Here is a 15,186-nt window from a genome sequence, read left to right on the forward strand (position 1 = left end):
TATGCCACGTTCGCAAAACAAAGTTGCCTCCCATCGCCGTCGCAAGCGCATTCTCGCGCAAGCGAAAGGCTCATGGGGTGCGAGAAGCAAGGTCCTCACCGTCGTCAAGCATCACGTCGATAAAGGCTACCAGTATGCCTACCGTGACCGCAAGGCGAAGAAACGGACCTTCCGTCAATTGTGGATCACGCGCATCAACGCCGCGGCACGATTGAACGGCACAACATATTCACGATTGGTTGACGGACTCAGCAAAAAGAAAGTCGATATCAATCGCAAAGTGTTGGCGGAACTTGCAGTGAGCAACCCGGAAGCATTTGCCGAGGTTGTGAAGTTCGCCAACGCGTAAGTTCTTTCAGCGTCTTCCTGTTGTTGCAGGGCGTTCGCAAGAACGTCCCTGCGCAGGAAGATTTTTCATATCACTCCTGCCTATCATGCAAACCAAGATTGCAGAGCTTCGCGAACAGGTCGAAGCGGAGATTGCCTCGGTAACAACCGCTGGCCAGCTTGAAGCATTCCGTATCAAATTCCTTGCGCGAAAAGGTCTCGTTGCCTTGCTCTTCGATGAGTTGAAGAACGTTCCTACAGCGGAAAAACCCATGGCCGGCAAACAACTCAACGAGCTTCGTCAACGGACGCAATCATTGTTCGACGAAAAGGCAGCCTCGCTGAAATCCGCACCACATGTGTCGGCGCAACTCGACCCAACACTGCCGGGGCGACGAAAATTCCTTGGTACGAAACATCCGCTGATGCAAACGCTAGACGAGATCAAGTCGATTTTTGTCGGGATGGGATTCGGCATCGCTGACGGTCCGGAAATAGAAGATGACTGGCATAACTTCGGAGCCTTGAACTTTCCGCCCGACCATCCGGCACGTGATATGCAGGATACGTTCTTCATTGATAAGAATATCCTTCTGCGTACACATACCTCGCCTGTCCAGATTCGGGTCATGGAGAATACCAATCCTCCCATTCGAACCATCATGCCCGGGAGGGTGTATCGCAACGAGGCGGTGAGCGCACGGAGTTTATGCAACTTCTATCAAGTCGAAGGACTTGCCGTGGATGTCGGGATTACGTTCAGCGAGCTGAAAGGAACGTTGCTCTCCTTCGCCCGTCAGTTCTACGGAAAGGACATTAAGTACCGGTTTCGCCCGAGTTTTTTCCCGTTTACCGAGCCAAGCGCGGAAATGGATATAACGTGCTTCATTTGCAAGGGGAGGGGGTGTCGCATGTGCAAGCATTCCGGCTGGCTTGAGATTCTCGGTTGCGGAATGGTCGATCCGAATGTATTCCTGTCGGTCGGATACGATCCGCAGAAGTACACCGGGTATGCTTTCGGGATGGGCATTGAACGCACGGCTGCGCTTCTGTACGGGGTCGATGATATCCGTTTGTTTTATGAGAATGATGTGAGATTTTTGAGGCAGTTCTAAGGGAAAGCGTGTAAACTCGGTGGTTCATCTTACTGCAAGAAAAAGCAATGAAGCTCTCGCACAACTGGTTACAACAATACATCAAATTTAGATTCACTCCTGAAGAGTTGAGCGAAGAACTCACGATGCTCGGACTTGAAGTCGAGGGTTACGAACGTTTGGGAGAGAAATACAACGGCTTTGTCATCGGAAAAGTGCTTGAGGTGCAAAAACACCCAAACGCGGACAAACTCACCGTCTGCAAGGTTGAAGTCGGGAAAGAAGTCCTGCAAATTGTCTGCGGCGCGCCGAATGTTGCTGCAGGACAGAAAGTAGCCGTCGGCCTTTCAGGAGCAGTTATCCCGAAGAATCAGCACGACCCGAACGGCAAACCGTTCACCCTCTCACACGTGAAGTTGCGCGGCGTCGATTCGTTCGGAATGATCTGTTCGGAATATGAACTCGACCTCGGCCCCGACAAAGATGGCATTCTCGTGCTCGACCGGAAAGCGAAGATCGGTACATCGCTTTCTTCCTATTTGGGTTTAGATGACATTGCATACGAAATCGGTATTACACCCAATCGCCCTGATTTGTTGAGTCACTTCGGTGTAGCGCGGGAGATCGGCATCCTTGTCGGTAAGCAACCGTCTCTTCCAAAGGTGAAGGTGAAAGAGTCGAAGGTTTCTGTTGCCAAACACTTCTCCGTCAAGGTTGAAGACAAAGTCAATTGCCCCCGGTTTGCGGTGAGAGTTGTTCGAGGTGTCACGATTGGCCCTTCACCCGATTGGCTGCAGCATGCTTTGCGCGCTGCAGGGTTGCGGCCTCTCAACAATGTTGTCGACGTGACAAACTATGTGATGCTTGAATGCGGACAGCCGATGCATGCGTTTGATTATGCACAGTTGCGGGGGAACAAAATCATTGTCCGGAAGGCAAAGGCAGGCACGTCGTTCACGACTCTTGACGGTAGGGAGCATGCCCTTCCAGAGGGAGCGGTAATGGTATGTGATGGAGAGCGTGAGGTTTCCATTGCGGGAGTTATGGGAGGGGAGAATTCAGAGATTTCCGACACGACAACAGATGTTGTTCTTGAAAGCGCGTACTGGAATCCTTCAAGCATCCGTCGCACGGCAAAAGCGTTGGGTATGAGTTCTGATGCCGCATATAGATTTGAGCGTGGCGCCGATCCTCATGCCATACCGTACGCTCTTGACAGAGCGGCGGAGTTGATTCTGCAAACTGCCGGCGGTGAATTGTTGAGGGGAACAGTCGACATCTATCCGAAGCATATCAAAGAGCGGATTGTGCCATTGCGAACCTCCCGATGTAATCAACTCCTTGGGACTTCGCTCTCTTCCACCCAAGTTGTGTTATGTCTGAAGAAGCTTGGTATTGCCAAAGTGAAGGGTTCCGGAGACAAGAACTTCTTTCGCATACCAACATTTCGTGTGGATATCGGACGTGAAATCGATTTGATTGAAGAAGTAGCCCGCGTGTTCGGGTACAATAACATCGAAAGCAAGACAGTTTCTGCGATCGACTTCAATCACCCTTTCAGCAAACAGATCCTTGCCGACCGCATCTGTGATACTCTCGTCGGGTTTGGCTATCATGAGGCGCTGACCATTTCCATCCAATCAGAAGAGACAGCCCGTCTTGCGGGAGCAGCGCCGGTGGTTTTGATGAATCCTCTCGGCAAAGAGATGTCCACCATGCGGACGAGTCTCATTCCCGGCCTGCTGGAAGCTGCTGTGCGCAACCAGAGTTATGGTAATTCAGACCTCAGACTGTTCGAAATAGGGCATGTTTTCAGGGGGGATACCGAACCTCAAATGGTCGGGAATATTCGGGAGGATGAGCGGGTTTGCCTGTTTCTTTCTGGGCAGAGCCGCCCCAAACATTGGAACACGGAATCTGAACCGGTCACCCTTTATGACCTCAAGGGGGAGGTTGCCGACCTTCTGGACGCGTGCGGGCTTGACAGTTGGCGCTATATTTATTATTCTACGAGTGAAACTTTAGCTGAGAATCCTATCTTCGTTGAAATCAACGGTACGACAGCAGGATTTCTCGGGAAGGTTAAAGAGGAGGTTTGCAAGAGATTTGGCTTTGAGCAGGAAGCGTTTGTCGCTGAACTGACGCTTTCAACTCTCAAAACCGACAAGAAAAGGAAATATACGGCGTTGCCGAAATTTCCGAAAGTACATCGGGATGTTGCTTTTGTTGTGGATTCGAATGTTACAGCAGAGGCGCTGGAACAATGTATGAAGGAATCCGGCAGCGGTCTATTGCAGGAAGTTGAGTTGTTTGACATGTACGAAGGCGAGAATCTCCCGAAGGGAAAAAAGAGTCTCGCGTTCACGTTGGTCCTCCAGTCGCATGAAAAGACCCTCATTGATCATGAAATTGATTCAGAGGTCCGACGCATTGTTTCAAAGGCGGAGAGCGAACTCGGCGCAGAACTGAGAAGCGCATAACAACGAATTCACAAACAACAACAAGGCTCTTGAGTGGAGCAGCTTGCGCAAATCGAGGATTCAGTCAAAGCGTTGTGGGAAAAGGCGAAACGGGCTGGCGATACCATTGTCCGTTTGCGGGAAGAGAAACAAGCATTGACATCCGAAGTTCACGTGTTGCGGCAGGAGGTGGGGAAGTTGAAGGGTGAACTCGCGGCCAGAGAGCAACAACTGCAACGGCTTGTTGCCGCAGCCGGCGAAGCAAAATCTTCGATCGGCATGTCGAATGGTGAACGCGAGCAGCTCACCGCAAAGGTGAAGGAACTACTGGCGAGAATTGACGCCTACTTGTAGGCTCGTCCATTTCGCTATGTCGGGACTCACGATGTGCCGTACGCGCAAGCGTATGAGAGACAGTCAACGGTTCGGTTACAAAAAGGCAACTACAATGTCGGCAGACAGAAAAAGCATTCGAGTAAAGATCTTCGGGTCGGAGTATCCGCTACGGGGAGAGAGTGAGGATTTCACTCGGCGGGTGGCAACATACGTTGATGAAATGATCACCACCATCCATAACAAGATTCCCGAGCAGCCTACGCTGACCGTTGCTGTACTGTCTGCGTTGAATATCACGGAAGACCTCTTCAAAGAACGGGAACGATCGAAGGCAATGGCATCGGCTGTGGAAAGTGAAATTACCAAGCTTAACAATTACCTCGACACCTGCTTACAGGAGAACTAACCCGTGTTCATTCAACAAAAAGGAGTTTTCTGTTCTTTTATGGCACAAGGAACGCCGAGTACGGATGTTGTACAATCCGCACCGTCAACCGTCTCAAACATATTATAAAGAACCAACATTTTTTATAAGGGAGCCCGACTCGTGGGCGTTGATTACACGCCGCATTTCGCTTAGGCGGAATTCTTGCGATGACATCATGCCACTGGCGTGACGAGCGAGAGTGTGGAAGTAAAAGGCGCCCAGGCGAGCACCCATTATGTTTGGAAAGAGGTTCTTTACTAATTGACTCTTTTGGTTCGGTTGTGCCGTGCGGATTTTTTTTTGCTACGGCGATGGTGAGATGTAGCGGATCATTCTGAGAATACGGAGGTGGTATGGACATTTATATTTTGGTTCCGTTGGTGCTGCTTGCCTGCGGAATCAGTTTCTTCATCGGATGGTTTCTTAATCAGAAAAGCGGCGAAAACAAAATAGCGACTGCGACCGATCAAGCGAAAAAGATGATCGCTGATGCTGAAAAGGAAGCGGAGACACTCAAGCGCGAAAAACTGCTTGAAGTGAAGGACGAGTGGTACTCGAAGAAGAAAGAGTTCGATGCGGACGTTCAAAGCAAGCGCAGCAAACTTCAGGCGCAGGAAAAGGCCCTTGACTCGCGCGAAGAAAACATCGACCGGAAAGTCGAACTCATCAACAAGAAAGAGCGCGAGCAGACACAGATAAAAAGGCAAATCGAAGAGCGGGGGAAAGCCCTCGACAAAAGGCAGTCCGAACTCGACCAGATGATCGGAGAAGAGAACATCCGCCTCGAACGGGCATCAGGGTTGTCGCGGGAAGAGGCGAAGCGGGTTCTCATGGAAAACCTTGCCAACGACGCCCGCTCGGAAGCAGCTCACATGCTGAAAGAACTGCGCGACAAGGCGAAAGACGATGCGAAGAAAGAAGCGCAAAAACTGATCGTTCACGCAATTCAACGCACCGCCGCTGACCATTCCGTGGAAACGACAGTCAGCGTTCTGAACATCCAAAGCGATGAAATGAAGGGGAGGATTATCGGGCGTGAAGGCCGCAACATTCGCGCATTCGAGGCCGCGACGGGAGTGGATGTGATTGTTGATGATACCCCCGAGGCAGTCATCCTCTCGGGGTTTGACCCGTTTCGTCGAGAGGTTGCACGATTGTCACTCGAACGGTTGATTGCTGACGGAAGAATCCATCCCGCAAGGATTGAAGAGATAGTCGAAAAAGTCAAGCAGGAGCTGGAAGAAGATATCATCAAGACGGGTGAAAACACGCTTCTCGAACTTGGTTTGCACGGCGGACACAAGGAAATTCTGAAACTCATCGGTCGCATGAAGTATCGTTCAAGCTACGGCCAGAACATGTTGCAGCACAGCATTGAAGTAGCGTTTCTGACAGGCATGATGGCCGCCGAACTCGGGCTTGATGCGGGTCTCGCAAAGCGGGCGGGCTTGCTGCACGACGTCGGGAAATGTGTCGATAAGGGGGTTGAAGGGCCGCACGCCCTGCTCGGTTATGAAATCGGCAAGAAGTATGGTGAGCATCCGGTTGTGGTGAATGCCATCGGCTCTCACCACGACGATATCCCGATGGAATCGCCGATTGCTGCACTTGTGCAGGCTGCTGATGCGATCAGCGGCGCACGGCCGGGAGCTCGGCGCGAATCGGTGGAGGGATATGCCAAGCGTCTCGAAAAGCTCGAAACTTTTGCCAACTCATTTCAGGGTGTCGAGAAGACCTATGCCATTCAGGCCGGACGCGAGATTCGCGTTGTTGTCGAGCCGGGAAAGGTCGACGACGCAATGGCAGATCAACTCGCGCACGATATTGCGGCCAAAATCCAGCAGGAGATGGAATACCCGGGCCAAATCAAGGTGATGGTTATCCGTGAATTCAGATCAGTTGCCATAGCAAAGTAACGTTCTCCATTCAGAAACCTCGCAATGAAGAAGAGTAGTAGGATGAAGAATCCTCGCCGTTCCCCGCGTTTGTCACGGAAGCGCGGGGACTCTCTTTTAGTCTCTCCCGGGAGGCCTCTTCGTGTAGGTGTTACAGGCGGGATCGGAAGCGGCAAATCTACCGTCTGCGGGTTGCTTGCAGCAATGGGGCGACCGGTGCTGTCGGCCGATGATATCGCAAGGGGTCTTACCGATACCAACAACGAAATACAATCCGCAATACGGGAAACGTTCGGAAGTACCGTGTTCCTTCCCAACGGACTGGTTGATCGCAAAGCGCTCGCCTCCGTTGTCTTCAACAATCGTTCTCTGCGCAAGACTCTCGACGCAATCATCCACCCGTATGTGTTCTCGGCCATTGATGTGGCAATCGGGCAGTTTGATGCTGCCGTTCGCTATGTGGTTATCGAAGCTGCCCTGATTTATGAGACTGGAATGGATAAACGGCTTGACTACGTCGTGATGGTGAATGCCGCGGAGAAAACACGTATCGTACGAGTGATGTCGCGGGACAACATTGCACGCGAAGCGGTTGAAGCACGAATACGCGCTCAAATGGATGTGAAGAAGAAGGTCACGCTCGCCGATTTTGTGATCGACAATGACGGATCGGAAAATGAACTTGCTTCGCGTGTGAAATTTCTTGATACGTTACTCTCACTGATGAATCCCGCGAAGAAATGACGCCGCCTTCCCGGCACACGTCGTTTCTTTCATACATTTCTTGTATTTTCCTTTGTCGTTCACGAATAATATGAATCCTGATGACACACCGGTTTGATTTTCTGGTTCTCGGCAGCGGCATTGCGGGACTTTCGTATGCGCTCAAAGTTGCCGAATACGGAACGGTGGGCATCATCACGAAAAAAGAAAAGGCCGAGTCCAATACCAACTATGCACAGGGGGGGGTGGCCGCGGTGATGTCGCAGCTTGACTCGTTTGACATGCACATTCACGATACGCTCTCCGCAGGCGGCGGCTTGTGTCATAGCGAAGCTGTTGAGATTCTTGTCAGAGAAGGACCGGAGCGCCTTCGTGAATTGACGCAAATCGGCGTTGAGTTTACGCGCAATCAGACGGGTGGACTCGACCTCGGACGTGAAGGGGGGCATTCCGTCAATCGCATTGTTCACTCGCATGATCTCACGGGCCGGGAAATCGAACGTGCCCTGGTCGCGAGAGTCACTTCCCATCCCGACATTCATGTCTTTGAGAATCACATTGCCATTGACCTTCTTACCGAACATCACGCGGCGACGAAACACGTTATTGACGGAACGAATATTCATTGCTGGGGAGCGTACGCCCTCAATGTGTATGAAAACGTTGTGCAGACGTTTCTTGCCAAGGCTGTATTACTTGCGACAGGCGGACTCGGTCACGTCTATCTCCACACAACAAATCCATTAATTGCCACGGGAGACGGTGTAGCGATGGCGTATCGAGCGGGCGCGACCATCGCGAACATGGAATTTGTCCAATTTCATCCTACAAGTCTGTATGATTCGGGCAGCCCGTCGTTCCTTATTTCCGAGGCGGTTCGCGGTTTCGGCGGAATCCTGAAAACACAGGATGGGGAAGAGTTCATGCAGAAGTACGACGACCGCAAATCGCTCGCACCGCGCGATATTGTCGCGTATGCCATCGATACGGAGCTGAAACGGCGAGGTGACGATTTTGTGATACTCGATTTGCGACATCTTCCGGCTGACGATATCATCCGCCATTTTCCTCATATCTACCAGACATGCCTCGAGAAATACAAGCTGGATATCACCCGTGAGCCGATTCCTGTTGTGCCGGCTGCGCATTATGCATGCGGAGGAGTTCTCACCGACACGAACGGGCGAACCTCGATTCACGGGTTGTATGCTTCGGGAGAAGTGAGCATGACAGGCGTTCACGGAGCAAACCGGCTCGCGAGCAACTCGTTATTGGAGGGACTGGTGTTCTCCGATAGAGCCGCCCGTCATGCCCGCGAGTTCCTTGCCCGGAAACACGCTGCCATTCCGGAGATCAGAGATTGGGATGACAGCGGCACGCTGAACAGCGAGGAATGGGTCTTGATTTCCCACAACCGGCGCGAGATACAACAAATCATGTGGGATTATGTGGGGATTGTACGATCGAATTTGCGTCTCGAACGCGCGTTGCGCCGGATGGATTTGATTCGCAACGAAGTGGAAACGTTCTACAAAAAAACCAAAGTGACCGAAGGGTTGATCGAGTTGCGCAATCTTGCCCTGTGCGCGATGTTGGTCATCACATGCGCGATGAAACGGCGCGAAAGCAGGGGATTGCATCTGACAACCGATTATCGGGGGCGGAATGACAAGGAGTTTCTTGCAGACACCATCGTTGATTAGCCCCGCAAGTTCAGCTATATTAATGTGCATTCAACACCAAAACCATGATCGCTGATAACCAAGACAAACCCCGCTGCCACTGCGCAGTGTTTGGCGTGTTCGGCCATCCTTCGGCGGCACAGTTCACCTACTACGGCCTGCTTGCCCAGCAGCATCGGGGACAGGAAGGCTCCGGCATCGTCACCTCCCAGTTCGATCCGAAAATCAAGCGCCACCGTTTTCACATGCACAAGGATTTCGGGCTTGTAACGGAAATCTATCGCGACGAGAAACTTCTCACAGAAACTCTTCGCGGAAGCATGGCTGTTGGCCATAACCGATATTCGACAGCAGGCGCTGCTGATAACAAACTGAACATCCAGCCGCTGACGGTGATCTACAAGAACGGGAATCTCGCAGTCGCGCATAACGGCAATCTCACCAACTTCAAACAGATCCGAAAGGAGCTTCAGGAGGAAGGAACAATCTTTCAGACGACCTCCGATACCGAAGTGATCCTCCACCTGATTGCCCGCAGCAAAGAGAAGGATCAGATCGATCAGATACGCGAGGCGCTTTCCCGGATTCGCGGGGCTTTCTCGCTTGTTATCATGACGGACGACAAACTGATAGCAGCCCGGGATCAGTCAGGTTTCCGTCCGCTTGCTCTTGGAAAAAAGTTGAACGCCAGCCCTGATGGCAGTCAGGCATTCTTTATCTCGTCGGAAACGGTTGGGTTCGATATCATTGACGCGGAGTACGAACGCGATATCGAACCTGGCGAACTTGTCGTGATCGATGCAGAGAGTACGAAAACGGGTGCAGTGAAATCCCTGCGGATTCATGACGGGAAAGAAACGCCACATCATTGTATTTTTGAGTACATCTATTTCTCCCGTCCGGACAGTCGGATTTTCGGACACAGTGTTGACAAAGTTCGCCGCAAGCTCGGGAAGAATCTTGCGAAGACAAAACCTGTTCGTCCGAAAGATTCCGGGGCAAAAGTCATTGTCATCAACGTTCCTGATTCGAGCAACACCGCCACCATGGGATTTGTGCAGGAGACGAACAAGCACGGCGGTTCAGTCAAGCTGGAAATCGGCTTGATTCGAAGTCACTACATCGGCAGAACGTTCATTCAGCCGAAGCAGGATGTCCGGGAAAACAAAGTCAAGACGAAGTTCAATACAGTGAAGGGTGTGTTGAAGGATAATGTTGTTGTGATTGTCGATGACTCGATCGTCCGCGGAACAACATCAAAACAGCTTGTGCAACTTGTCAAGCAAGCAGGCCCGAAGGAAGTTCATTTCCGGGTCACCTCTCCACCCATCAAGTTTCCTTGTCACTACGGCATGGATTTCCCGACGCCGGATGAACTCGTTGCCAACCAATGCAACGGCGACGTGAAGAAAATCGGCGCGGAGTTGGGCGTTAACAGTCTTGAGTATCTTGAAATTGATGATTTGCTGGACTCCGTGCCACAGGAAAACGGCGCAAACTATTGCACAGCGTGCTTCAGCGGGAAATACCCGATTCCCATCGACAGTAACCAAACAAAGGATGAGAATGAGGCATGAGAACGACTTGGCGCAAGCCTCAGCCGTTTCCGGGTTAGGACGCTTTTTTACTGTCTCGAATTTGCTCAGTATTTGCCGCGCAGTACTTGCTGTTCCTTTTGCAATGGTAATGCTGTCCGATATTCCCGACAAGACACTGTGGGGGATTCTCATTCTGGCGGTTGCTGCACTCACAGATAAACTCGACGGGGCTCTGGCCCGGAAGTACAATGAGATTACTGAATGGGGGAAGATTCTCGATCCGTTGGCTGACAAAATCGGAATCGGCGTTGTCGCAGTTGTGCTTGTGATGCTGGGCCTTGTTCCCCTCTGGTTTGTGCTTGTGCTTTTTGGCAGGGACCTGTTGATCCTCGCGGGTGGTCTCTACTTGAAGAAATACACATCCATTGTACCTCAGTCAAATCTGCTTGGGAAATGGACCATCGGCATCCTTGCCCTGATGATGGTGTGTGCCTTGATGGAGTGGAGTATCGCCACGGAGATATTTTTGTGGACGAGTGTTGCGATGCTCGTTGCCTCTCTCGGCATGTACCTCTCGAGATTTCTCGAGATTGTAAAGGCCTCCAGCTCACCCAGTACGAAGTGAACACAACAGAGATCTCAATGGGTTTCTTTGATAAAATAGGCTTCACAAAACTGAAGGACGGACTTTCCAAAACCCGCGAGGGGATAGTCGGGAAAGTTGCTCGGTTGGTGACGACCAAATCGAAAATCGATGATGTGACGCTTGAGCAGCTTGAGGAAATCCTCATTGGCGCCGATGTCGGTGTTGCAGCGACACTCGACATTGTTGATGCTATTCGCAAACGGGCGAAGGAAGAACGCTTTGCCGATGCGTCAGAACTGAATGTCCTGTTGCGCGATGAAATTCAGCGGCAATTTGCAGGCGGGGCAAACGACACGGATCCATTTCATGTGCCGTCGGAAAGGCCATTTGTCATCATGGTAGTCGGGATCAACGGCGTTGGTAAGACGACATCCATCGGCAAGCTTGCTAACATCTATACAAAAGCCGGAAAGAAAGTCGTGATCGGTTCGGCGGATACGTTTCGTGCCGCAGCCAACGAGCAGCTTGAAATCTGGGCGAAGCGTGCCGGTGCTGAAATCATCCGGCAGTTGCATGGTTCCGACCCGGCGGCAGTTGCCTTCGACGCTGTGAAATCGGCAACTGCTACCGGAGCGGATGTTGTCATCATCGACACAGCGGGCAGGCTTCACACGAAAGTGAATCTGATGGAGGAATTGAAAAAGATCCGCCGTGTGATTGCAAAACAGAACGAAGCATTTCCGCACGAAGTGTTGCTCGTGATTGATGCTTCAACAGGGCAGAACGGTATGCAGCAAGCCAGGCAATTCAGTGCAGCGTCCGGTGTGACCGGGCTCGTCCTTACGAAGTTGGATGGAACGGCGAAAGGCGGGATTGTTCTTGCTATCAGCAAAGAAATGAACCTCCCAATCAAGTTTATCGGCGTCGGTGAACAGATTGATGACCTGCAACCATTTGACAGGAAAGCGTTCGTCGAAGCGCTTTTTGGAGCAACGTGAACAACCGTAGAGTACAGGTTCTTTCCGAACATCTTGCCAACCAAATAGCGGCAGGCGAAGTTATTCAACGTCCCGAGTCCGTTGTGAAAGAGTTGCTGGAGAACTCCCTTGATGCGGACGCGAAGAACCTGCTCGTCGCCATCAAGGAGGGGGGGAAGAAGCTGATTCAGATTGTTGATGACGGGATGGGAATGGATGAGCAGGATGCTGTTGCGTCGTTTCTGCGTCATGCAACAAGCAAAATCTCCTCCATCGACGATCTGGAAGGAATTCAAACATACGGCTTTCGCGGCGAAGCACTTGCCTCTGTGGCTGCCGTAGCCCGCGTGACGATGAAAACCCGCCGACGCGAAGATGATACAGCCGTTGTTCTACAGATTGACGGTGGCAGCAAGCCTCAGATCTCACGCGAGGGGAGAGAACCCGGCACGTCAATCACAGTACACAATCTCTTTTTCAATGTTCCCGCACGGCGAAAATTTCTGAAAAGCAACAACACGGAATTCCGTCACATTTATGATGCCGTTCAACGTGTTGCGCTCAGTCATCCCGAAGTTGCACTGAAGTTCATCAGCGATGACGAGACGATCTTCGATCTCAAATCGGCAACGCTTGAGGAACGGATGCTTGATGTGTTTGGTGATAGACAAGTGGAACAGATGGTTTGGCTTGAGGAACGATCGGCGTACGTGTCGGTTTCGGGTTTCATCGGAAAGCCGGTGTTCGGACAGAAGAGCAGGGCACATCAATACCTCTTTCTCAACAAGAGGTTTATCACAAACCGGAATATCAGCCACGCCGTGTATACAGCGTATGAGAATCTGTTGGTGAAAGGAACGTTCCCTTTCTTCCTTCTCTTTCTGGAGATCGATCCGCATCGCGTTGATGTGAACGTTCACCCATCCAAGATGGAGGCGAAGTTCGAGGACGAACAGAATATCTACCGGTTCGTCTCGAATGGTGTTCGCCGGACTCTCGCGAGCAACAACCTTGTTCCTGCGATGTCATCTTCATACGGGGAGGACAAGCCCGGGGAGATCGGCCTTCAGTTCACTCGTCGACAGCATAGCTGGCCGGTTCCCCGACAGTTTGTCGACCGTTCAACAGGCGAGATTATCACGCCCGGCAGGGAACCCGCCGTTGACCAGACCCGGATGAATTTCCGTGGCGGAGCGGCGCTTGTCGAGAACTTGCTGGGGCCGATCGACAAGGAGTTTGAGGATGCCGCAACGCAAACCGGAGAACGTGCAGAATCTCATGGAGATCGTTTGCCCAACCGGGAATTATCGCCGATTATCTGGCAACTGCACAACAAGTACATTCTTACTCCGATCGAAAACGGACTGATGATCGTTGACCAGCATGTCGCGCATGAACGCATCCTGTATGAACGTGCCCTTCGACGATTTGATCATGAGCCGCCGCCATCGCAGCAGTTGCTTTTTCCCCAGACAATCGAGTTGAATCCATCCGATTTTTCGTTGGCGAACGAGTTGCTTCCGCATCTTGAACGGTTGGGTTTTTCCCTCAAGCCGTTCGGCAGAAATACGGTTGTTGTGGAAGGCATTCCTCCCGACGTTCCGCCGGGAACGGAAACAAAGATCATTGAGGATATGCTCTCTCTCTACAAAGAACATTTGCAGCACGGGATGATGGATGCACGGGACAATCTTGCAAAATCATTCTCATGCAGATCGGCAATCAAGGCAGGCGACCCGCTGGGCGAGCAGGAAATGAAGACCTTGCTCGACCAGTTGTTTCGAACCTCGATGCCGTATGTTTGTCCGCACGGACGCCCCGTTGTTCTCAGAATCTCAATCGACGAACTGGATAGACGATTCGGCAGAACGTAGACGATTTCCCCGGACTGTTCTCCTCATGCAACGTCGTTGCAGTATCTTGAACTTCATATGGTTTCTTCGTTAATTTGACGTCAGGTAAATGGTTCTTTCTCACCCACACACCACGAACTTGGGGAATACATGAACACAAACGGCTTCGACGACGTAAGGAAGCAGAAACAGAATTGGGCGGCGAAGGCGGCGAAATCCTCACGACAGCTTCAGGCGAAATTCACAACAGTCAGTGGTGCGCCGGTCGACTTGCTGTACACGCCGGACGATCTTGCGCGTAGTAACTATCTTTCCGATATCGGCTTCCCCGGAGAGTTTCCGTACACACGAGGTATTCATCACAACATGTATCGCGGCAAACTCTGGACAATGCGCCAGTTTGCCGGATTCGGCGCGCCGGAGGATACGAACGAACGCTACCACTATCTTCTCGATCATGGCCAAACGGGATTGTCTGTTGCATTCGATTTGCCCGCCCTGATGGGCCGAGATGCCGACGATCCGCTTGCAGAAGGTGAAGTCGGAATTTGCGGTGTTGCAGTGAGCTCACTGGCAGATATGGAGATCTTGTTCAAAGGCATCTCCCTCAAAGACATTTCGACCTCCATGACTATCAATGCCCCTGCAGCAATGATGCTGGCGTTCTACATTGCCGTGGCGGAGAAGCAGGGAGCCAAGAGGAAGGATTTGCAGGGCACGATTCAGGCGGACATTCTCAAAGAATACATCGCTCAAAAAGAATGGATCTATCCGCCTCATCCCTCGATGCGGATTGTGACGGACATGATTGAATTCTGCACGAACGAGATGCCGAAATGGAATCCTGTTTCGGTGAGCGGCTATCACATCCGCGAGGCCGGCTCGACATCGGTACAGGAACTTGCATTTACACTTGCGGACGGGTTTGCGTATGTCGAGCACTGTATCGAACGAGGAATGGATGTTGACAGCTTTGCACCGCGGATTTCATATTTCTTCAATTCCCATCTCGATTTCTTTGAAGAGATCTGCAAATTCCGCGCAGCACGACGTATCTATGCCAGGCGCATGCGCGATAAGTACAAAGCGAAGAATCCGAAATCGTGGACGCTGCGCTTTCATACACAAACAGCCGGATGCACGCTTACGGCACAACAACCGGAAAACAACATCGTCAGAACGGCGTTCGAGGCGCTGGCGGGAGTGCTGGGCGGCACGCAATCTCTCCACACCAACTCGATGGATGAAACGCTCGCGTTGCCGTCCGAAAAGGCTGTGAAGATTGCCTT

At 51.7% G+C, this 15,186-nt stretch carries 13 protein-coding genes; all 13 read left to right on the forward strand.

Annotated elements, in window-relative coordinates:
* Window position 1: 1 nt before the first annotated feature.
* Window positions 2-349: a 50S ribosomal protein L20 gene (rplT, locus tag KF749_16375; protein ID MBX2992728.1), complete on the forward strand. Its 348-nt coding sequence runs from the start codon at window positions 2-4 to the stop codon at window positions 347-349.
* 85 nt (window positions 350-434) lie between these two features.
* A complete protein-coding gene (pheS, locus tag KF749_16380) occupies window positions 435-1,442 on the forward strand; it encodes a phenylalanine--tRNA ligase subunit alpha (GenBank protein ID MBX2992729.1) in 1,008 nt (335 codons plus the stop codon).
* Between the two features lie 47 nt (window positions 1,443-1,489).
* Window positions 1,490-3,901 carry a phenylalanine--tRNA ligase subunit beta gene (gene pheT, locus KF749_16385; GenBank protein ID MBX2992730.1) on the forward strand — a complete coding sequence of 804 codons (2,412 nt, stop codon included), beginning with the start codon at window positions 1,490-1,492 and terminating at the stop codon, window positions 3,899-3,901.
* 33 nt (window positions 3,902-3,934) lie between these two features.
* A complete protein-coding gene (locus KF749_16390; protein ID MBX2992731.1) occupies window positions 3,935-4,234 on the forward strand; it encodes a hypothetical protein in 300 nt (99 codons plus the stop codon).
* A gap of 52 nt (window positions 4,235-4,286) precedes the next feature.
* Window positions 4,287-4,622: a cell division protein ZapA gene (locus KF749_16395; protein MBX2992732.1), complete on the forward strand. Its 336-nt coding sequence runs from the start codon at window positions 4,287-4,289 to the stop codon at window positions 4,620-4,622.
* A 374-nt stretch (window positions 4,623-4,996) separates the two neighbouring features.
* Complete coding sequence (rny, locus tag KF749_16400) at window positions 4,997-6,559, forward strand: ribonuclease Y (GenBank protein MBX2992733.1); 1,563 nt, start codon at window positions 4,997-4,999, stop codon at window positions 6,557-6,559.
* Between the two features lie 42 nt (window positions 6,560-6,601).
* Window positions 6,602-7,282: a dephospho-CoA kinase gene (gene coaE, locus KF749_16405; GenBank protein ID MBX2992734.1), complete on the forward strand. Its 681-nt coding sequence runs from the start codon at window positions 6,602-6,604 to the stop codon at window positions 7,280-7,282.
* Between the two features lie 80 nt (window positions 7,283-7,362).
* Window positions 7,363-8,964: an L-aspartate oxidase gene (gene nadB, locus KF749_16410; GenBank protein ID MBX2992735.1), complete on the forward strand. Its 1,602-nt coding sequence runs from the start codon at window positions 7,363-7,365 to the stop codon at window positions 8,962-8,964.
* Between the two features lie 44 nt (window positions 8,965-9,008).
* Window positions 9,009-10,520 carry an amidophosphoribosyltransferase gene (locus tag KF749_16415; protein MBX2992736.1) on the forward strand — a complete coding sequence of 504 codons (1,512 nt, stop codon included), beginning with the start codon at window positions 9,009-9,011 and terminating at the stop codon, window positions 10,518-10,520.
* Window positions 10,510-11,106, forward strand: coding sequence for a CDP-alcohol phosphatidyltransferase family protein (locus KF749_16420; GenBank protein MBX2992737.1), 597 nt, complete (start codon window positions 10,510-10,512; stop codon window positions 11,104-11,106). The genes KF749_16415 and KF749_16420 overlap by 11 nt, the downstream gene beginning before the upstream one ends.
* A gap of 17 nt (window positions 11,107-11,123) precedes the next feature.
* Window positions 11,124-12,065, forward strand: a complete 942-nt coding sequence (ftsY, locus tag KF749_16425) for a signal recognition particle-docking protein FtsY (GenBank protein MBX2992738.1) — start codon at window positions 11,124-11,126, stop codon at window positions 12,063-12,065.
* Window positions 12,062-13,918, forward strand: a complete 1,857-nt coding sequence (gene mutL / locus KF749_16430; protein ID MBX2992739.1) for a DNA mismatch repair endonuclease MutL — start codon at window positions 12,062-12,064, stop codon at window positions 13,916-13,918. The genes ftsY and mutL overlap by 4 nt, the downstream gene beginning before the upstream one ends.
* Before the next feature lie 129 nt (window positions 13,919-14,047).
* Window positions 14,048-15,186: methylmalonyl-CoA mutase (locus KF749_16435; GenBank protein ID MBX2992740.1), on the forward strand; the 1,139-nt coding region annotated here is incomplete at its 3' end.

The sequence above is a fragment of the Bacteroidota bacterium genome, assembly GCA_019637975.1.
Classification (GTDB): Bacteria; Bacteroidota; Ignavibacteria; order UBA10030; family UBA6906; genus CAADGV01.

Coding starts and splice junctions, on each gene's coding strand:
- rplT (MBX2992728.1), top strand. CDS start 2: ATGCCACGTTCGCAAAACAAAGTTGCCTCCCATCGCCGTCGCAAGCGC.
- pheS (MBX2992729.1), top strand. CDS start 435: ATGCAAACCAAGATTGCAGAGCTTCGCGAACAGGTCGAAGCGGAGATT.
- pheT (MBX2992730.1), top strand. CDS start 1,490: ATGAAGCTCTCGCACAACTGGTTACAACAATACATCAAATTTAGATTC.
- KF749_16395 (MBX2992732.1), top strand. CDS start 4,287: ATGAGAGACAGTCAACGGTTCGGTTACAAAAAGGCAACTACAATGTCG.
- rny (MBX2992733.1), top strand. CDS start 4,997: ATGGACATTTATATTTTGGTTCCGTTGGTGCTGCTTGCCTGCGGAATC.
- coaE (MBX2992734.1), top strand. CDS start 6,602: ATGAAGAATCCTCGCCGTTCCCCGCGTTTGTCACGGAAGCGCGGGGAC.
- nadB (MBX2992735.1), top strand. CDS start 7,363: ATGACACACCGGTTTGATTTTCTGGTTCTCGGCAGCGGCATTGCGGGA.
- KF749_16415 (MBX2992736.1), top strand. CDS start 9,009: ATGATCGCTGATAACCAAGACAAACCCCGCTGCCACTGCGCAGTGTTT.
- KF749_16420 (MBX2992737.1), top strand. CDS start 10,510: ATGAGGCATGAGAACGACTTGGCGCAAGCCTCAGCCGTTTCCGGGTTA.
- ftsY (MBX2992738.1), top strand. CDS start 11,124: ATGGGTTTCTTTGATAAAATAGGCTTCACAAAACTGAAGGACGGACTT.